The sequence below is a fragment of the Oerskovia enterophila genome, from assembly GCF_001692445.1.
Taxonomy (GTDB): domain Bacteria; phylum Actinomycetota; class Actinomycetes; order Actinomycetales; family Cellulomonadaceae; genus Oerskovia; species Oerskovia enterophila.
The window spans coordinates 159,087-179,200 of the sequence record NZ_MAQA01000002.1 but is presented as its reverse complement, the minus strand read 5'-3'; the positions used below and the strand labels follow the sequence as shown (position 1 = coordinate 179,200).

11 protein-coding genes are annotated in these 20,114 nt (G+C 71.3%); all 11 read right to left on the bottom strand.

The features are described 5' to 3' along the window. Positions 1 to 6: 6 nt before the first annotated feature. Positions 7 to 6,021: an Ig-like domain-containing protein gene (locus OERS_RS01595; RefSeq protein ID WP_248948279.1), complete on the bottom strand. Its 6,015-nt coding sequence runs from the start codon at positions 6,019 to 6,021 to the stop codon at positions 7 to 9. 343 nt (positions 6,022 to 6,364) lie between these two features. Then, positions 6,365 to 7,387, bottom strand: a complete 1,023-nt coding sequence (locus OERS_RS01590) for a polyprenyl synthetase family protein (protein WP_068623814.1) — start codon at positions 7,385 to 7,387, stop codon at positions 6,365 to 6,367. Continuing rightward, the gene (nuoN, locus tag OERS_RS01585; protein ID WP_068623811.1) at positions 7,384 to 9,174 is read right to left on the bottom strand and encodes an NADH-quinone oxidoreductase subunit NuoN; all 1,791 of its coding nucleotides are present in this window, start codon (positions 9,172 to 9,174) and stop codon (positions 7,384 to 7,386) included. The genes OERS_RS01590 and nuoN overlap by 4 nt, the downstream gene beginning before the upstream one ends. Then, complete coding sequence (locus tag OERS_RS01580; protein WP_068623809.1) at positions 9,171 to 10,736, bottom strand: NADH-quinone oxidoreductase subunit M; 1,566 nt, start codon at positions 10,734 to 10,736, stop codon at positions 9,171 to 9,173. The genes nuoN and OERS_RS01580 overlap by 4 nt, the downstream gene beginning before the upstream one ends. 7 nt (positions 10,737 to 10,743) lie before the next feature. Beyond that, the gene (gene nuoL / locus OERS_RS01575) at positions 10,744 to 12,813 is read right to left on the bottom strand and encodes an NADH-quinone oxidoreductase subunit L (protein ID WP_082848797.1); all 2,070 of its coding nucleotides are present in this window, start codon (positions 12,811 to 12,813) and stop codon (positions 10,744 to 10,746) included. Positions 12,814 to 12,823: 10 nt separating this feature from the next. Then, entirely contained in the window at positions 12,824 to 13,123 is a 300-nt protein-coding gene (nuoK, locus tag OERS_RS01570) for an NADH-quinone oxidoreductase subunit NuoK (protein ID WP_056649827.1), read from the bottom strand. A 1-nt stretch (position 13,124) separates the two neighbouring features. Next, the gene (locus tag OERS_RS01565; protein ID WP_056649825.1) at positions 13,125 to 13,952 is read right to left on the bottom strand and encodes an NADH-quinone oxidoreductase subunit J; all 828 of its coding nucleotides are present in this window, start codon (positions 13,950 to 13,952) and stop codon (positions 13,125 to 13,127) included. Further along, the gene (gene nuoI / locus OERS_RS01560) at positions 13,949 to 14,617 is read right to left on the bottom strand and encodes an NADH-quinone oxidoreductase subunit NuoI (RefSeq protein WP_056649822.1); all 669 of its coding nucleotides are present in this window, start codon (positions 14,615 to 14,617) and stop codon (positions 13,949 to 13,951) included. The genes OERS_RS01565 and nuoI overlap by 4 nt, the downstream gene beginning before the upstream one ends. Next, positions 14,610 to 16,043, bottom strand: a complete 1,434-nt coding sequence (nuoH, locus tag OERS_RS01555) for an NADH-quinone oxidoreductase subunit NuoH (protein ID WP_068623808.1) — start codon at positions 16,041 to 16,043, stop codon at positions 14,610 to 14,612. The genes nuoI and nuoH overlap by 8 nt, the downstream gene beginning before the upstream one ends. Continuing rightward, positions 16,040 to 18,778 carry an NADH-quinone oxidoreductase subunit G gene (locus OERS_RS01550; RefSeq protein ID WP_068623806.1) on the bottom strand — a complete coding sequence of 913 codons (2,739 nt, stop codon included), beginning with the start codon at positions 18,776 to 18,778 and terminating at the stop codon, positions 16,040 to 16,042. Before OERS_RS01550 ends, nuoH begins: the two co-directional genes overlap by 4 nt. Continuing rightward, positions 18,778 to 20,112: an NADH-quinone oxidoreductase subunit NuoF gene (gene nuoF, locus OERS_RS01545; RefSeq protein ID WP_056763259.1), complete on the bottom strand. Its 1,335-nt coding sequence runs from the start codon at positions 20,110 to 20,112 to the stop codon at positions 18,778 to 18,780. The genes OERS_RS01550 and nuoF overlap by 1 nt, the downstream gene beginning before the upstream one ends. Positions 20,113 to 20,114: the final 2 nt, after the last annotated feature.

Here is a 20,114-nt window from a genome sequence, read left to right as displayed (position 1 = left end):
GGGGGGTCACCAGATCGCTGCTCTGGAGTCGCCCCAGACGTTCGTCTTGACCCAGATCGTCGTCCCGGCGTTCCCGTGGAAGCACCACATGGTGCCGTCCCAGTTGCCGTTCTCGTCGGTCCGCTGCGACGCGCCGTTGAGTGCGGTGCTGGAGAATCCGCCGCTCGAGGGGCTGAACGCGTGGTTCCCGCCGTAGCTCGACCAGCACTGGGTGCTGAACGGCGTGTTGGGCTCCGCGTTGCGGATGCGGAGCACGAGGTAGGCGCACGCGGGGTCGTTGCAGTCGTTGTTGCTCACCCGGCTGCCCCGCTCGGTCCACATGTCCCTGGCCGGCTTGGCGGCCGAGGTCGCAGCCGCGCACTTCGAGGCGGTCTGCCCCTCGGTGTCCTTGACCGTGACACAGATCTCCTTGCGGTCGGAGTAGCCCGCCGGGACGTTGACGCTCCCGCTCGCGGCTCCGCTCGAGACCGCCCCCGTGACCGTGGTCGTGTAGCTGCGCCCGTTGCCCGAGGTGCTCCAGCTGAAGCCGACGGTCTGGTTCCCTCCCGAGGCGCTCACGCTGGGCGCAGGGATGGGACCGTACGGGTTCGCGGAGGCCCTGTTCGAGGCCGGACCGTCCCCCCGTCCGCCGTCGGCCTTGACCACCGCACGGACGTAGAAGTCGTAGCCCGTCCCGTTGTTCAGTCCGCTGACGACCTTGTTCGCCCCCAGAGCGGCCCAGCCCGAGCTGCCGTTCTGGCTCCACTCGTAGCTGATCTCGCCGTCACGCGCCCCGGCGGCCGTCACGTTGGCGAACGCGAGCTGGACCGTCCCGTTGGCCCCCGTGGCCGTGGCGCTCAGGCCCGTCACCGCACCGGGGGCGGCGAACGCACGCTGCGGGTTCGACTCGGGGCTGAAGTCGGCCTCGCCGAACTTGTCCGAGGCCTTGTTGTGCGCCTTGACCCGGAAGGTGTAGTCGGTGCTGTCCGCGGGCACGCTCATGGTCGCCGTCGTCGTCGCGACCTTGGTCGACGAGACCACGGCCCCCCCGCGCAGCGCCTCGACCGTGTAGCCCGTGATCGGTCCGCCGTTGTCCGCCGGCGCCGACCACACGACCTTCATCTGCGACGAGGCACCGAGCGACGTACGCGTCGCACCCGGCTTCGCCGGAGCCGCAGGCCTTCCTGCCGGGATCTCGGGTGCCGAGGCGCCGGACCACTCGGACGAGTCGGGGGCGGCGTTCTTGGCCTGGATCTCGAAGGTGTAGGAGCCACCGTTCTGCAGTCCGGTCCATTCGTACGACGTGCCGGTCACGCAGGGGCGATCCGTTCCTCCGCCGGGTCCCGAGATGCGGATGTTGACGCACTCGATCGGGGAACGGTCCGTGTACGTCGCGTTGACCCAGGTGAGCTTGATCGACTTGTCGCCGAACTCGAGGGTCGGCGGTGCCGGGCGGTCGGGCTTCTCGTCGGGTCGTGCATCCTCGGAGGGTGCGGACGGGTCGGAGTCCCCGACCTCGTTGGTCGCGACGACGGTGAAGTTGTAGATGACGTTGTTCGTCAGGCCGTCCAGGGTGCAGGTGGTGGTCGCGCACGCCTTGGTGTAGCCGTTGGTCGACTTGACGGTGTATCCCGTGATCTCGGCACCGTTGTTGACGGGCGGGTCCCACGTCAGCACGACCGTCTTGGAGCGGACCTCTTCGACCGTGGGCTTGGCCGGGGTCTCCGGGCGTCCCTGGACGGTCACCTGGATGCGTCCCTCGACCTGGCGGTCGGGGTCGTTCGTGGCGTCCTGGATGCGGTAGCGCACGACCATGACCCCGACGAACGTCTTGTCCGGGGTCACCACGACCTGGTCGCCGGAGACCGTCGCCGAGCCGTTGCCGGTCTCGACCAGGGCGTCGACGACCTTGAGCGGGGTCTCGGGGAAGGGGTTCGAGTCGTTGGCCAGCACCTTGACCGGGACGTCCTTGCCCTGGTGCGCCTTGTCGACGGTGTCCTCGTTGGCCTTGGCCAACGGGCGGGTCGAGGCCACGACCTTGACCGCGAGGATCCCTTCGACGGGCGGGTGCTCGCCGTCGGTCGCGGAGATCGGGACGTTCAGCACGGTGCCCTTGGCGATCTCGGGGGTGGCCTGGACCGTCGCGGTGGTACCGCTGACCGTGACCGAGATCCCGGCCGGGGCCGCACCCGCGGTGAACGTCACGGGGTCCCCGTCGGGGTCCTCGACGAACCGGGCCAGGTCCACGGTCGCCTCGTCACCGGCCGCGACGTCGACGTTCGACGCCGACAGGACCGGGGGAAGGTTCTTGGGCGCGAGAACGAGGACGGGCAGCGTGAGCAGGGCCTTGTGCCCCCCGGGGTCGTCCGGTCCCGAGCCGTCCGTGACCTCGAACGACAGGGCTGAGGGCCCGGCGTAGTCCACCCGGGGGGTGTAGACCATGTTCGTGGTGTCGGTCACGGCGACCGTTCCCTCGAGCGCCGAGACCTTCGACTCCTCGGTCAAGCGCGGGGTGCGCCCTTCCAGGACCAGGACGTAGTCGGTGATGTCCACGGGCAGAGACTCACCCGCGTGGACCTCGAGCGGCGCGATCCCCGGGCGCAGCTGCGGGATCTGCTCGGTCAGGCCCGGCACCTTCACGAACGCGCGGGACGTGAGGCCGTCCACGTCGGTGACCGTGTACGTCAGGACCTGTCGCTCCTCGGTCAGCGGCACCGTCAGGACACCGTCCGCGGACACCGTGACGCCGAGGGTCTGAGTCGTGACCTTGAGCTCGGACGCTGCGCCGTCGGGGTCGTCGTCGTTGTCCAGGACCGCGACCTTGACGCTCGTCTTGCCCAGGATCGAGTCCATCGGGACCGTGTCGTCGCGCGCGATCGGCGCGAGCAAGGGGGCGTCCTGGTCGACGTTGACCGTGATCGAGGCCGCGGCCCGAGCGCCGAACGCGTCCTCGATCCCGTAGTAGAACGACGTCGAACCCGCCTCGGCGGGGCTCGTCAGGACCACCCGGTCCTGCACGACCTGGGCGTCGAGCTCCTTCGGAGCCTCCAGGCCCGCGGGGCGCAACGCGATCTGGTCGCCGTCAGGGTCGGTGTCGTTCGCGAGCGCGGCCACCGAGACCGTGCGGTCGGGGCGCACCGTGACCACGTCGTCGATCGCGACGGGCGGCTGGTTCGCTGCCGGCGGCCGGGAGATCCCGACCTGGACCGTGCCCACGGCGATCTCGCCGCGCGCGTCCTGGACGGAGTACGTGAACGTGTCCGCCCCGGTCGCGTCCTTCGACGCCACGTAGACGAGGTACCCGTCCTCGACCTTCGCGGTCCCCTTGGTCGGTGAGGATGCGATCCCGGTCAGCTGGACCGAGTCGCCGTCCGGGTCGATCCCGTCCAACGGCACCGCGACCCGCACGCTGGCCCCGGACAGCACGCGCATCTGCACGGGCAACGGCTGGGGCGCCGAGTTCTCCTCACCGTCCCGGATGTGGATCGTGACCTGGGCCGAGTCCTCCTGGCCGTTCTTGTCCCGGACCCGGTAGATCGCGTAGGCCGTGCCGGCCTCAGGACCGGCCTTGAACCGCAGCTGCCCCTCGGACGCGAAGATCTCGCCCTGCTCGGGGGACACGCCCTGCTCGAGCTCGTCCTGCAGGAAGAGCTCCAGGCCGTCGGGGTGCGTGTCGTTCTTGAGCACGGGGATGGTGACCACGTCGCCCACCCTGACGGTCGCCTCGTCAGCGGCGGCGTTCGGCGGCTGGAGCTTGACGGGGGCCGGGACCGGGATGACCCGCACCTGCCCGGTCGTGGTCTGCGTCCCGTTGGAGACGGTGTACTCGATGGTCACGGGCGCGTCGAGTCGACGGATCTCGGTGATCCGCAGCATCTGGTGCGCCAGCACCGCGACCGAGACCCCCGCGTTCTCCGGCACGTTGACCGACTGCACCACGAGCACCCCGCCCGCAGGATCGGTGTCGTTGGCCAGCACGTCCACGAGCGTCTTGCCCCCCGAGGGAAGCAGCGCGGTGTCGGAGACCACGATGGGCGGGCCCTCGGCGGCCGAGGCCGGCAGCACGTCGACGCGCACCAGCCCCGTCGTCGCGTTGGGGCCGTCCGAGACCTGGTACGTCAGGTCGTAGGACCGCGGCTCGTTGGAGAAGAACTGGAACGTGCCCGCATCGAAGTTGGAGGTGATCTGCGCAGGTGCGGACTCGGAGACTGCCACCAGACGCAGCTCGTCACCGTTGGCGTCGTAGTCGTTCAGCAACGGCTCGACCGTCACGGGCTGCCCCGCCGGCACGACCACGTGGTCCGCGACCGCGACCGGCGCGAGCTGCCCGGCCCCCGACACGTCCACGTTCAGCACGCCCTCGAAGACCTCGCCCTGACCGTCGGCCACCATGATCTTGACGATCTTGCGGCCCGTCGACCCGCCGCCGTCACGGAACTCGACCGTGCCGTCCGGGCGCGAACGCACCTCGTCGCCGGCTGACGTCACCGATGCCGCCGCGAGGTACAGGTCGTCACCGTCCGGGTCCCGGAAGAACGGCAGGACCTTGATCTCGGCGGTCTTGCCGGACTCCACGACCAGCACCGGCTCGCCCGTCTGCTCGGGCGCGGCGTTCTCGCCCCACGGCGAGACCTTCAGCTCGACACCGGCCTCGGCGACCCCGCCCCGGCCGTCGGACACCGAGTACCGGAACGCGGACGTCCCCGCGTCTGCGTCCGCAGGGACGACGGCCTGGAGCGCAGCACCCCCCAGCACCGTCTGCACCTGCGCGCCGTGCGGCCCCTCGCCGGCGAGGGTCGCGGTCATGACGTCCCCGTCAGGGTCGACGTCGTTGCCCAGCACGGGCAGCAGGGTCGTGCGCCCGGGACGCACGCCGAACGTGTCGTCGACCGGCAGCGGCGGCTGGTTGGGCTGGGAACGGTCGAGCACGAACTGGTCGACCTGCTCCGGGGTGCTCAGGTCCGCCTCGGACTCCTCGCCCTCGGCCTGCTCGGGGAGCACCAGCTCCCAGTCGTCGACCTTCTCGTACTCGTCGGCCGCCATCCAGAGCGTGCCCGCCGACAGGTCGTTGAGCACGATCGCCTTGCGGTTGACCCTGTACTCCAGCCGGTTCTGCGGATCCACCCCGTCGAGGCGCTTGTCGATGTCCAGGTCCGTCCCCGCGCAGTCACGGATGACCTGACCCGACTGGGACCACGCACCGTACGTGCACCCGCCGAGCTGCACCGGAGCCGCCGGCAGGCCGGACGCCGCACGCGTCACGGCGTCCCCGCCTCCCAGGGGTGCCAGGACCAGCCCTGTGCTCGTGGCGACCGCGACGTCCGCGGTCTTGGCCCCCGGCTGCTGCAGGCGCGCGTCCGACGCCCCCTCGAGCGGGACGGTCTTGCCCCCCGGGAGGACCAGCTGAGACTGCGTGCGGTTGAGCACGACCGGCTCCGACCCCACGGTCGTGACCTCGACCTCGTCGCCCTTGCCGACCGGCACCTTGGACGAGGTGACCTCCTCGACCGTCCCGCTCGCCGTCGTCGTGACCTTGGTCATCTCACCCGTGGCCGGTACCACGGCGTACACCGTGCCGTCCTGGGAGACCTGGACGACACCCTCGCCGCCGACCTCGGCCGTCGGCTCGAGGTTCTCCGCGTCGAACGAGGCGACCCCCGCGAACGGGACCACCCACAGCAGGCCCTCCTCGCCGTCGAGGACGGCCACCGTGGAACCTCCGAGGGCGACCTTCGCGCCCGTCGGCGGACGCACCGTCCCGTCGAGCTTCAGCCGCGCCACGTCGACGGGGCTCACGGACCCGGCGCCGTCGTCGACGAGCAGCACCTTGCCCGCGTTCTGCAGCACGTCGAACGAGGCCGACGACGCCAGCAGCGACCCGTCCAGAGCCTGGGACTCGAAGTTGAACCGCCCCAGCGCACCGCCCGAGGTCCGGGTCACCCACACGCCGGAGTCGTTGAGCTCCACGTCGGCGGTGGCCTGACCGTCGTACGTGATCGCGAAAGCGACCAGCGCGGTCGAGAAGATGGACACCGTGCTCACGGATGCGACGGAGCGACGCCTGTCGTACAGACGGGAAAGGAAGGTCACAGATCCTCCGAGGATGCTGAGTGCTGCAACCAGGTGTCCCCAGAGCCCTTCCTGCCAGGTGCCCCTACCCGTCGCGGGTAGAAGGATAACCACAAGACGTCACGTCCTCAGCATCCAGTGGATGGGGAGAACTCCCCCTGGCGCTACTGGCAGCAATGCTGCGAGTCGCATCCTCGCAGGCCAGGGACACCGTCCCGCGACCCCGCGAGCATGGCCCCGGCGGCCGAGATTCACCTGGTACGGCGAAGGGCGGCGCCGGGGACCGTGAGGTCCCCGGCGCCGCCCTCCGGGAGGATCAGGCCGCGCGGTCGGCGAGCGCCTGGGCGAACGAGACGAGCGCGTCCTTGACCGGCCCCGCGGGCAGCGGGTCGAGCTCGGCGATCGCCGCACGGGCCCAGCCCACGGCGAGCGCCCGGGTCTCCGCCAGGACCTCGTGAGCACGCAGCGCGGCGACGGCCGAGGCGAGCTCCTCGTCCCCGGACAGGTCCGAGTCGAGCAGGTCGACGATCGCCACGTCCGCGGCGGTGCCCTTGCCACCGCTCACGCGGGCGCGCAGCAGCAGGGCGGGCATGGTCGGCACCTTCTCACGGAGGTCCGTGCCGGGCGTCTTGCCGGACTGCTCGCCCGAGGACGCGAGGTCGAGCACGTCGTCGGCGAGCTGGAAAGCGACGCCCAGCTTCTCGCCGTACTCCGCGACGACCTCGACGACCGACTGGTCGCACCCGCCGAACATCGCGCCCAGGCGAGCCGAGGTCGAGAGCAGCGACGCGGTCTTGTCCGCGAGGACCTCGAGGTAGTGCTCGACGGGGTCGTCGTTCTCCGAGGGCCCCGTCGTCTCGTGCAGCTGGCCGAGGCACAACCGCTCGAAGGTCCGTGCCTGGATGAGCACGGCCTCCGGCCCCAGCGCGGCGACCGTCGACGCCGCGCGGGCGAAGAGCAGGTCACCGATGAGGATCGCGACGGAGTTGCCCCACACGGCGTGCGCAGAGGGAGCCCCGCGCCGCACGGGCGCGGAGTCCATCACGTCGTCGTGGTAGAGCGAGGCCAGGTGGGTGAGCTCGACGACGACGGCCGCCTCCACCACCTCCGGGCGCGCACCGTCGCCCAGCTCCGCGCACAGCAGTGCGAGGAGCGGGCGCAGGCGCTTTCCGCCGGCGTTCACGAGGTGGCGGGACGCGGTGTCCGCGAGCCCGTCGGAGTGCGCGACGGCGTCGCCCAGGCGCACCTCGACGGTCGCAAGGCGTGCGGTGAGCGTCGCGGAGAGCTCCGGATCGGTCAGGGGGATCGCCGTCGCTGAGACGGGTGGCACTGTGGTCACGGTCTGAACTTAGCCGCCTCGAGGGCAAGATCGAGAACCGAGGAGGGCAAAACGCCGAGAAGGACGACTCCTGTCACGCAGATCACGATCGCGACCGTGGTGAATCCCTCGGACCGGACGACCGTCACCCGGGTCGCGAGCGCGGCCACGGCAGAGGTCGCCGCGGGACCCCCGTCCGCGTTCTCCGGGCTCTCCTGCTCGACCCCACCGGCAACGCTCGACGGGGACGGCGTGAAGAACATGAGCACGATGATCCGCACGTAGAAGAACACCGAGACCGCCGAGGCCAGGACACCGATCAGGGCGAGCGGCCAGGCCCCCACCGCGACAGCGGCACCGAATGCCGTGAACTTCGCGATGAAGCCCGCGGTCAGCGGGATGCCGGCCATCGAGAGCAGGAACAGGGCGAACGCCCCCGCGAGCCACGGGCTCCGCTTGCCCAGCCCGGCCCACTCGGTCAGGTGCGTGGCCTCGCCGAGGATCGCTCCGCCGTCGGGCGCGGGGAGGTCCCCCGCTCCCCCGGCCGCAGACCCTGCCGTCCCGCCAGCACCCACCGCGGCGAGCACCGGGCTCTCCACGGCGGCCTGAGGCTGCGGCGACCTCTCGCGCACCAGCGTCACGACCGCGAAGGCCCCCACGGTCGCCAGACCGTACGCGAGCAGGTAGAACACCACGGCCCGGACGCCGAACCCGCTCAGCTCGCCGAAGCCCACGAGCGCCACCAGGAGGAAGCCGGCGTGCGCGATCGACGAGTACGCGAGCAGGCGCTTCATGTCGGTCTGGATCACACCGATGACCGACCCGACGACCATGGTGAGGATCGCGACGACCCACAGCGCGACCACGAGCTTCTCCTGGAGGTCCTGCGGGAGCGCCGAGCCGATCAGGTAGAGGACGCGCACCAGCGCTCCGAACGCGGCGGCCTTGGTGCAGGCTGCCATGAAGCCCGTGATGGGCGTCGGGGCGCCCTGGTAGACGTCGGGGGTCCACGAGTGGAACGGGGCCGCACCGATCTTGAAGAGCAGGCCCGCGAGCACCATGACCAGGCCCAGGAGCACCAGGCCCGTCATCCCGTCGAGGCCGCCGCCGTTCAGCAGGGCCGCGCGCACCTCGGCGAGCCGCACCGAGCCCGCGAAGCCGTAGACGAGCGCCACGCCGAAGATGAAGATCGCCGACGCGAAGGCTCCCAGCAGGAAGTACTTGAACGAGGCCTCCTGCGACAGGAGCCGACGACGGCGCGCGAGCGCCGTGAGCACGTACAGGGGCAGGGAGAGCACCTCGAGCGCGACGAACATCGTCAGCAGGTCGCCCGTGGCCGGGAAGATCATCATCCCGCCCACCGCGAACAGCACGAGCGGGAAGACCTCGGTCTGCTCGAGGCCACGACGGCGGGCGAGGTCCTCGTACGCCGAGCCGGGGACGGCAGCGGCCGTGGGCGCGAACGCGTCCTGCCCGGTCGAGGTGCGGTCGGCGATCACGAGCGTGGCCAGCAGTGCGAGGACCACGACGATCCCCTGGAGCGCCAGGCCGAACGGGTCGATCACGAGCGACCCGCCCAGCACCTGGATGCCGTTGAGCTCCTGCACGTCGTCCCAGAGCAGGACGATCGTCGCGAGGGCCCCGACGAGGGCGCCCAGGGCCAGGACGACCTGGACCGCGCGGCGGTGCCGGTCCGGCACGAAGGCCTCGACCAGGACGCCCAGGACACCGGCCCCCAGGACGACGATCACGGGGACGAGGTAGGCCCAGTCGATCGTGGGGGCCACGAAGGCGGCTGCGGTGCTCACGAGTCGCTCCCTTCAACGCTGAGGAGTTCGGGGTTCGGGGCGGGATCCTCGAGCCCGACGGCCGTCATGGTCGCCTGCGCGGGCTCGCGCACCAGGTCGAGCGCCGGCGCCGGGTAGAAGCCGAGGACCAGCAGGGCCACGATCAGGGGCGCGACGACCCACTTCTCACGAGCTCCCAGGTCCGCGGTCCCTGTCAGGGCGTCGGGCGTCCGGCCCGTGAAGACCTTCTGGTAGGTCAGCAGCACGTACAGCGCCGCGAGGACCACGCCCACGACCGCCACGAGCGCCGCCGGGTGGCTGCGCGAGAAGGTCCCGACGAGGACCATGATCTCGGAGACGAACGTCGACAGGCCCGGCAGCGAGAGCGCCGAGAGGCCGGCCACGAGGAACGTCCCCGCGAGGACCGGGGTGACCCGTTGGAGGCCGCCGTAGTCGGTCAGGCGCTGGGAGCGGGTCGGGTGCCGCGCGATCAGGAAGCCCGCCAGGAGGAAGAGCGCCCCGGTCGAGATGCCGTGGTTGAACATGTAGAACGACGCTCCGGAGATGCTGAGCGACGTGAACGAGAAGATCCCCAGGACGATGAACCCGAAGTGGGACACCGACGTGTAGGCGATGAGCCGCATGACGTCGGTCTGGCCGATCGCCATGAGTGCGCCGTAGAGGATCGAGACCACGGCCAGCACCACGATCACGGGCGCGGCCCAGCGGCTCGCGTTCGGGAACAGCGGCAGGCACAGCGTCAGCATGCCGAACGTGCCGACCTTGTCCAGGACGCCCACGAGCAGCGTCGACGTGCCCGCGGGGGCGTGCTCGGCGGCGTCGGGCAGCCAGGTGTGGACCGGGAAGAGCGGCGCCTTGATCGCGAACGCGAGGAAGAACGCGAGGAACAGCAGTCGCTCGGTGCTCACGGGCAGCGGGTTCGCCGCCAGGTCGTCGACCAGGGTCTGGGTCAGGAAGCCCTGCTCCCCGCCCGGCCCGTTGAGGTAGAGCGCGATGACCCCGACGAGCATGACGAGCCCGCCCGCGAGCGAGAAGAGCAGGAACTTCACCGCCGCGTACCGCCGCTGCGCCCCGCCCCCGAACCCGCCGATCATGAAGTAGACCGGGATCAGCATGGCCTCGAACAGGACGTAGAAGAAGAACACGTCGCGGGCCACGAAGACCGCGACCATGAACGCCTCGAGGAGGAGCACCAGGCCCAGGTAGTGGCGGAGCTTGGCGAGGTCGCCGTCCTGCTCACGCCATGCGGCGAGCACCACGAGCGGGACCAGCAGCACCGCGAGCCCGACCAGCAGGAGCGCGACGCCGTCCGCGCCGACCGCGTAGCTCACGCCGAGCTGCGGGATCCACGCGTGCGTCTCGGTGAGCTGGAACGTGCCCGCGTCCGCCGTGTCGAACGCGCTGATCGCGAGGCCGAGCAGCACGAGCTCGGCGAGCGCGAAGACGACCGCGACGGTCCGCAGGTGCTTGCGCGCGGAGGTCGCGCCCAGCCCCCAGACCGCGGCCGCGCCGACGAGCGGCAGGACGATCAGAAGTGTCAGCCAGGGAATCTCGGTGGTCATCGGTCCCTCAGCTCCCTGTTCCGGTGGTCACGGCGAGGACCACCGCGACGATCACGATCAGGCCAGCGAGCATCGTCGCCGCGTAGGACCTGACGAATCCGTTCTGCATGCCGCGCAACTTCTCCCCTGTCGCTCCGACGAGGCCGGCGAGGCCCATCCAGCCGCTGTCGACCATCTGCCGGTCCCCGTAGACCAGGGATCGTGTGAGGTACTGCCCGGGCCGCATGAAGACGGCCTCGTTGACGTCGTCCTGGTACAGGTCCCGGCGCGCGGCCCGCGTGAGCGCCGACCCGTGCGGAGGCACGATCGGCACGCGGGAGACCGCGTACTGGCGCCAGGCCAGCAGCACGCCCACGAGGACCAGCAGGAGGGTCAGGGTGATGAGCGCCCAGACCGGCAGGACCGGTTCCGCGTGCTCGGCGTGGCCCGTGACCGGCGAGAGCCAGTCCACGAACCCGTTGCCGATCGCGAGGAGCCCGCCGAGCGCGACCGACCCCACCGCGAGGACCACCATGGGGATCGTCATGAGCGCCGGGGACTCGTGCGGGTGCTGCACGGGGCCGTCGGTCGAGAGGTTGCCCGTGGGGTTGCCCGACCCGTCGTTCCAGCGCTTGTGCCCGTGGAACGTCATGAAGAACAGGCGCGACATGTAGAACGCCGTGATCCCGGCGCCCAGCAGCGCCACGCCGCCGAAGACCCACGCCCGCCACTCCTGCCCGTCGATCGGGACGAACGCGGCCTCGATGATCTTGTCCTTGGACCAGAACCCGGAGAACGGCGGGATGCCGAGGATCGCGAGCCAGCCCAGGCCGAACGTGACCCAGGTGACCTTCATGTACCTCGACAGCGCGCCGAAGCGCCGCATGTCCACCCCGTCGTTCATGCCGTGCATGACCGACCCCGCGCCGAGGAACATCCCGGCCTTGAAGAAGCCGTGCGTCACGAGGTGGAAGATCGCGAACGCGTACCCGATGGGCCCCAGGCCCGCCGCGAGGATCATGTAGCCGATCTGGGACATGGTCGAGGCCGCCAGGGCCTTCTTGATGTCGTCCTTGGCGCAGCCGATGATCGCGCCGAACAGGAGCGTGACCGCACCGACGATGACCACGACGAGCTGCGCCGTCGGCGCCCCCTCGAACACGGGGGCCGAGCGGACCACCAGGTAGACGCCCGCGGTGACCATGGTCGCCGCGTGGATGAGTGCCGAGACGGGCGTGGGGCCCGCCATGGCGTCCCCGAGCCAGGCCTGGAGCGGGAACTGGGCCGACTTGCCGCACGCGGCCACCAGGAGCGCCAGGCCGATCGCCGTCAGCAGGGCCGTGCCCGCCGCAGGGGCGTCGGCGAAGACCGTCGCGAAGTCGACCGCCCCGAAGCCCGCGAACATGAGCATGAGCGCGACGATCAGGCCCAGGTCGCCCACGCGGTTCATGATGAACGCCTTCTTGGCCGCGACCGCGTTGGCCCGCTCGTGGTTCCAGAACCCGATGAGCAGGTACGAGGCCAGCCCCACGCCCTCCCAGCCGACGAACAGCAGCAGGTAGGAGTCCGCGAGGACCAGGATCAGCATGGCCGCGACGAACAGGTTGAGGTAGGCGAAGAACCGGCGCTTGTCCGGGTCGTGCTCCATGTACGCGACCGCGTAGACGTGGATGAGCGTGCCCACGAACGTCACGAGCAGCACGAACGTCATGGACAGCGGGTCGATCCGCAGCCCCACGCCCACGTCCAGGCCGCCCGCGGCGATCCAGTCGAAGAGCCGGTGGTCCACCACCCGCTCGTCGGCCGGCAGGCCGAGCATCGAGAAGAACACGACGAGGGCGACGACGAACGCGCCGCCCGACATCAGCACCCCGAACCACGCGCCCCAGCGGTCGCTGCGCCGCCCCGCGAGCAGCAGGATCGCGGCACCCAGGAGAGGCAGCAGGATCAGCAGCGGGGCCAGCAGGAAGGGGCCGGGCACGACCGTCGAGGCGGGCACGATCTCCTGGGTCGCGAGCGTGGCCGGCAGGGTCGCCGGCAGCAGCGCGCCGAGCTCACCGACGTGCGGGAGGGCTGAAAGCAGAGTCACCGTTGGCATGCCTGCCCTCTCAGTTCTTCAGCAGGTTGACGTCGTCGACCGAGGCCGAGCGGCGGGTACGGAAGATGGCCACGATGATCGCGAGCCCCACGACGACCTCGGCCGCGGCCACGACCATCACGAAGAACGCGATGACCTGCCCGTGGAGGTCGCCGTGCATGCGCGAGAACGTCACGAACGTGAGGTTGGTGGCGTTGAGCATGAGCTCGATGCCCATGAACACGATGATCGCGTTGCGGCGCAGCAGCACCGTGGTCGCGCCGATCGCGAACAGGATCGCGGCGAGGATCAGGTAGTTGGTCAGCTCCATGTCAGCGTTCCTCGTCCTCGTCGGTGCCCGCGGCCAGCTCGGGGAACCTGCGGCCCGTGAGCTCGGGCTCGTGCTCGACCAGGACGTCGCGCTCGGCCGCGAGGATGCGGTCGGCCGACCTCTCCTGGCCGCGGATGCGCAGGATCCGCGAGACCGAGTGCTCGATCGGGCGGCCCTGCGGGTCGAGCGCGGGAGTGTCCATGGCGTTGTTCTGGGCGTAGACGCCCGGCGCGGGCAGGGGGGTGAGGAGCCCGCCCTCGGCGAGAGCTGCGACCTTGGCGTCCGAGACCTGCCGCTGCCCGACGCGCGGCACGAGCCGGCGGCGGTGGGTCAGGACCAGCGCGGCGATGGCCGCGGTCACGAGCAGGATGCCGACGACCTCGAGGGCGAACACGTAGTCCGCGAAGAGGATGCGGGCCAGCGCGACGGGGTTGGTCTCCGCGTTCGCGGCCGTGAGCCCGACCGAGGGCGGGAACGTCGCCTGCGCGATCACGCCGACCAGGACCGAGCCGAGCCCCAGGCCCAGCAGGATCCCGATGAAGCGCTGGCCGCGGATGGTCTCGACGAGCGAGTCCGAGGCGTCGACGCCCACGAGCATGAGCACGAACAGGAAGAGCATCATCACGGCGCCCGTGTAGACCACGATCTGCACGACGCCCAGGAACGCGGCCTCCTGCGCGATGTAGAGGATCGCGAGGCTGATCATGACGAACACGACGCAGATCGCGGCGTGCACGGCCTTGCGGGCGAACAGCAGGCCGAGCGCGGCCAGGACCATGAGGGGGGCGAGGACCCAGAACAGGACGACCTCTCCCCCGCTGACGGTCACCGGACCACCTTGCGGACCTCGGGGCGCCGGGCGGCGGCGGGGTCCACGACGGGAGGCAGGGTCGGGTCGTCGGGCCGGTGCTCGCGCACCCAGTCGATCTGCTCGGGCACGGGCCCGGTCACCTCTCCCCGGTAGTAGTCGGTGTCGGTCGTGCCCGGCACCATGGGGTGCGGCGCGGCCAGCATGCCCTCGCGCAGCGGCGCGAGGAGGTCTTCCTTCTCCCAGATCAGCCCTTCACGGGTGGGTCCGGTGAGCTCGTACTCGTTGGTCATGGTGAGCGCCCGGGTGGGGCACGCCTCGATGCACAGCCCGCAGAAGATGCAGCGCAGGTAGTTGATCTGGTAGACGCTGCCGTAGCGCTCGCCGGGCGAGCGGTGCGCGCCGTCGGGCAGCGCGGAGTTGTCCGCGCCCTCGACGTAGATCGCGTCCGCGGGGCACGCCCAGGCGCAGAGCTCGCACCCGATGCACTTCTCGAGCCCGTCCTCGTACCGGTTGAGCTGGTGACGCCCGTGGTAGCGGGGCTTGGTGGGCACCTTCTCGAACGGGTACTGCTCGGTCACGGTGGGCTTGAACATCGAGGAGAACGTCACCCCGAACCCGGCGACGGGCGCGAGCAGCCCGCCGAGCCCCTTCCTCTGCGGGATCAACGACTCGTAGTCAGCCACGGGGGACCTCCTCGTCCTGGGCGTCGGGTGCTGCGGGACCGTCCCCTGCGGGCGGGCTGCCCTCGGGGACCAGGCGCCGTGCCCGACGCGGCGCGCTGGGCAGCGTCTGGCCCGGCAGCGGCGGGACGGGGAAGCCGCCCGCGAAGGCGTCGAAGGGCTCGGGTGCCGCTGTGCTGCCCTTGCGGTAGGGCGAGGTGCCCGACGGCGCCGCTCGCCCGGCTGCGTCGGCGTCGGGCACCTTCTTCTGCGGCCACAGGAAGATCGCGGCGATCGCGACCACCCCCAGGACGACGGCCGCCACGAGGATCGCGCGGTTGTCGACGTCGCCGAAGCGGATCATGCCCTGGACGACCGAGAGCACGACGATCCAGGCGAGCGCGGCCGGGATGAGGACCTTCCAGCCGAACTTCATGAACTGGTCGTAGCGCAGGCGCAGGAGCGTCCCGCGGACCCACACGAACACGAACATGAAGGCCCAGACCTTGACGAGGAACCAGAGGATGGGCCACCAGCCCTCGTTGAACATGCCGTCGTTGATCGCCGACAAGGGCCACGGCGCACGCCAGCCGCCCAGGAAGAGCGTGGTCGCGACCGCCGAGACGTTGATCATGTTGATGTACTCGGCGAGGAAGAACCACGCGAACTTCATGGACGAGTACTCGGTCATGTAGCCCGACACCAGCTCGCCCTCGGCCTCGGGGAGGTCGAAGGGCAGGCGGTTGGTCTCGCCGATCATCGCGATGATGTAGATCACGAAGCTCGGGACGAGGATGAGCGCCCACCAGACCTTGGTCTGGGAGTCGACGATCTGCGAGGTCGACATCGAGCCGGCCATGATGAAGACGCTCACCAGGGCCAGGCCCATCGCGAGCTCGTAGCTGATGACCTGGGCCGTCGAGCGGACCGCGCCCAGCAGCGGGTAGGTGGAGCCCGACGACCAGCCGCCGAGCACGATCCCGTACACGCCCACCGAGGCGCACGCCAGGATGTAGAGCACCGCGACGGGGAAGTCGGTGAGCTGCGCGGGTGTCGAGTAGTCGGTGAACGGGATCGTGACGTTCGGTCCGAACGGGATGACCGCGAACGTCAGGAGCGAGCAGAACACCGCGATCATGGGCGCGAGGATGTAGACGAACTTGTCCGCCGCGGTGACCGTGAGGTCCTCCTTGAGGAGGAGCTTCATGGCGTCCGCGAGCGACTGGAGCAGGCCGAACGGCCCGTGCACGTTGGGGCCGGGACGGACCTGCATCCGGGCCACGACCTTGCGCTCGAACCAGATCGCGATGAGCACGCTCGTGAGCAGGAAGACGATGATCAGCACGGCCTTGACCAGGTAGGTCCAGCCGTTGTCCTGGGAGAAGTCGGCCGAGATCCCGGGCACGCCCGGGGTCTCGGTGACCAGGGCGAGGTTCAGCAGGCCGCTCATGATGCTCCCCCGTCGGTGGGCTGGACGGACTCGCCGGGCCGCGAGGCTCCGGCAGCGGGCTCGATCCGTACGAGCGCGCCCTGGGCCACGCCGAGCTCACGATGGACCTGCGAGCCCTCGGAACCGAGCGGGAGCCAGACGACGTGCTCGACCATGTCGGTGATCACCACGGGCAGCTCGATCGATCCGCGGTCGGTCGACACCCGGACCACGTCCCCCTCGAACAGGTCCGCGGCGGCCGCGGTCGTCGCCGACAACCGGGCCACGGGCCGCTTGGCCGTACCCGCGAGGAAGCGCTCGCCGTCCTGTCCGCGCGCGGCGTCCAGGAGCAGGCGCCACCCTGCGAGCACCGCGGTGCCCGGGGCGACCGCGGGTGGTTCTGCGGCCGCGACGTCGGGGGCCGCGGGGCGGTCTCCGTCCCAGGAGCCGAGCTGGTCGATCTCCGCCCGGACCTCCTCGGTCGTGCGGGCCCCGAGCACGAGGCCCGCGGCGTCGGCGAGCGCGTCGAGCACGCGGTGGTCGGGCATCGCGGTCGTGGCGAGCGCGGCCTCGAAGGTCCGCACGCGCCCCTCCCAGCTCACGAACGCGCCGGCCTTCTCGACCGGCGGCGCGACAGGCAGCACCACGTCCGCGAGCGCCGTGACGTCGGAGGCACGCACCTCGAGCGAGACGACGAACCCTGCGGCCCCGAGCGCCCGGAGCGTGTGCGCGGGGTCGGGCAGGTCGTCGGAGTGCAGACCGCCCACGAGCACGCCGCCGAGCTGGCCCACGGACAGCGCGTCGAGGATCTCCCCCGTGCTGCGGCCGGGCGTCTCCGGGAGGTGCTCGACGCCCCAGGCGACGGCCACGTCGACCCGGGCTGCGGCGTCGGGCACGGGGCGTCCGCCCGGGAGGAGGGCCGGCAGCGTGCCCGCCTCGACCGCCCCGCGCTCCCCCGCGCGACGCGGGACCCACGCGAGGCGTGCTCCCGTGCTCGCGACGAGGCGCAGGAGCGCCGAGTACCCGCCGGGGACGCCGGCGAGACGTTCGCCGACCAGGACCACGGCCCCGGGCCGGGCGAGCGCGTCGCGGAGGGCCGAGACCTCGGCCGGCTCCTCGACCGACTCGGGGGCGTCGGGGCCCACGGCCCCGTCGTGCCCGAACAGCGTCTGGGTCCCGGTGGCGAGCACGTCGAGCCACTCGGCCTCGGTGCCCGGGGCGGCGCGCAGGAGCGTGGCGTCGAGGCGCTGCACGCCCCGGCTCGCGAAGGGGGCCAGCGAGAAGACCCGCAGGCCGTGCTTCTGGACGCCCTTGCGCAGGCGCAGGAACGTGACGCCGGCCTCCTCCTCGGCCTCGAGCGCCACGAGGAGCACTGCGGGCGCGTGCTCGATCTCGTCGAACGTCACGCCCAGTCCGGTGCCGGCGACCGCGTGGGCGAGGAAGTCCGCCTCCTCGGTCGAGTGCACGCGGGCGCGGTGGTCCACGTCGTTGGTCCCGAGGACGACGCGGGCGAACTTGCCGTACGCGTACGCGTCCTCGACCGTGAGGCGACCCCCGGGGAGCACCCCGACGCCGCCTGCGGCCCGCGCCTGCGCGAGGCCGGTCGCCGAGACCTCGAGGGCCTCGGCCCAGCTCGCGGGGCGCAGCTCGCCACGCGTGACCCGGCCCTCGGCGTCGACCTCGCGGTCGCGCACGAGCGGGTGGGTCAGACGGTCCGGTGCGTCCTGCCACGCGAACGCGAAGCGGTCCTTGTCGGTGATCCACTCCTCGTTGACCTGGGGGTCCTCGCCCGACAGGCGCCGGAGCACCACGCCGCGGCGGTGGTCGATGCGGATCGCGGACCCGCACGCGTCGTGCTCGCCCACGCTCGGGGTCGAGACCAGGTCGAACGGCCGCGACCGGAAGCGGTACGCGGCCCCCGTCAGGGCGCCGACGGGGCAGATCTGCACGGTGTTGCCGCTGAAGTACGAGGCGAACGGGCGCCCCGACTCGTCCTCGAGCGCGGCCCCCACGGGGGCCTCGAAGCCGGCCTGCGCGCCGTACGGCAGGGAGCCTGCAGGGGCCGCGGGCTCGGACTCGCCGTCGGCGAAGCCCAGGACGCGCGCGTCGAACCGTCCGATCTGCTGCTGCGCCCCACGCTTCTGCAGGTCGATGAACGCGTCGCCCGCGATCTCCGCGGAGAACCGGGTGCAGCGCTGGCACAGCACGCAGCGCTCGCGGTCGAGCAGGATCTCGGTCGAGATCGCGATGGGCTTGGGGAACGTGCGCTTGACGTCGACGAACCGGCTCGTCGCGCGCCCGTTGCTCATGGCCTGGTTCTGCAGGGGGCACTCGCCGCCCTTGTCGCAGACCGGGCAGTCGAGCGGGTGGTTGATGAGCAGGAGCTCCATGACCCCGTGCTGCGCCTTGTCCGCGACCGCCGACGTGTGCTGGGTCTTGACGACCATCCCGGGCGTGGCCTCGAGCGTGCAGGAGGCCTGCGGCTTGGGCATGGGGCGGACGTTGCCCTCGCGGTCGGGCGTCGCGACCTCGACCAGGCACTGTCGGCACGCGCCCGCGGGGGCGAGCAGCGGGTGGTCGCAGAACCGCGGGATCTGGATGCCGACCTGCTCGGCGGCACGGATCACGAGCGTGCCCTTGGGCACGGCCATCTCGATGCCGTCGATCGTGAACGTCACCTCGTCGCGACGCGCGGGGGGCTGGGCGCCCCCTGCCGCCGCGGCGGGCGACGTGCCGGCGGACGTCGTGGTCGTCATCAGTGCGCTCCTGCCGTCAGGGCCTGCGGGGCACGCCGGGGCGTGTAGTCGAACAGTGCGGCGGCCGACGGGTCGAACGGGCAGCCGCGGCCGGTGATGTGCGCCTCGAACTCCTCGCGGAACAGCGCGATGCTGCTCGTGACGGGCGACGTCGCGCCGTCGCCGAGCGCGCAGAACGCACGGCCGAGGATGTTGTCGCACGTGTCGAGCAGGACGTCGAGGTCGCTCTCGGTGCCCTCGCCGTGCTCGATGCGGCGCAGGATCTGCTTGAGCCAGTACGTCCCCTCGCGGCACGGCGTGCACTTGCCGCACGACTCGTGGGCGTAGAAGTCCATCCACCGGCTCACGGCCCGCACCACGCACGTGGTCTCGTCGAAGATCTGCAGGGCGCGCGTGCCGAGCATCGAGCCCGCCGCGGCGACCGACTCGTAGTCGAGCGGGGTGTCGAGGTGGGCGTCGGTGAACAGGGGCGTCGAGGACCCGCCGGGCGTCCAGAACTTCAGGCGGTTGCCGCCACGGATCCCGCCGGCCATGTCGAGCAGCTCGCGCAGCGTGATGCCGAGCGGTGCCTCGTACTGCCCTGGGCGCACGACGTGCCCCGACAGCGAGAACAGCCCGTGGCCCGACGACCGCTCGGTCCCCATGGACCTGAACCAGTCGGAGCCCTCGTTGACGATCGCCGGGACGCTCGCGATCGACTCGACGTTGTTGACCACGGTGGGCCGCGCGTACAGGCCCGCGACCGCGGGGAACGGGGGCTTGAGGCGCGGCTGGCCGCGCAGTCCCTCGAGCGAGTCGAGCAGCGCGGTCTCCTCGCCGCAGATGTACGCGCCAGCGCCCGCGTGGACCGTGACGTCCAGGTCGAAGCCCGAGCCCTGGATGTTCTTGCCCAGGTACCCGGCCGCGTAGGCCTCCTCGACGGCCCGCAGCAGGCGGCGGTACACGTGCAGGACCTCGCCGCGCACGTAGATGAACGCGTGGTCGCAGCCGATCGCGTAGGACGTGATGGCCACGCCCTCGATCAGGAGCTGCGGGCTCGCGAGCATGAGCGGGATGTCCTTGCACGTGCCGGGCTCGGACTCGTCGGCGTTGACGACGAGGTAGCGGGGCCCGCCGTCGGGCGCGGGCAGGAAGCCCCACTTCATGCCCGTCGGGAACCCTGCCCCGCCGCGGCCGCGCAGGCCCGAGTCCTTGACGACCTGCACGACGTCCGCGGGCGGCTGCGAGAGCGCCTTCGCGAGGCCCTTCCAGCCCCCCTGCGCGACGTACGCGTCGAGCGTCCAGGAGCGCTCGGCGTCCCAGGTCTCGCTGAGGATCGGGGTCAGCGGGTCGATCG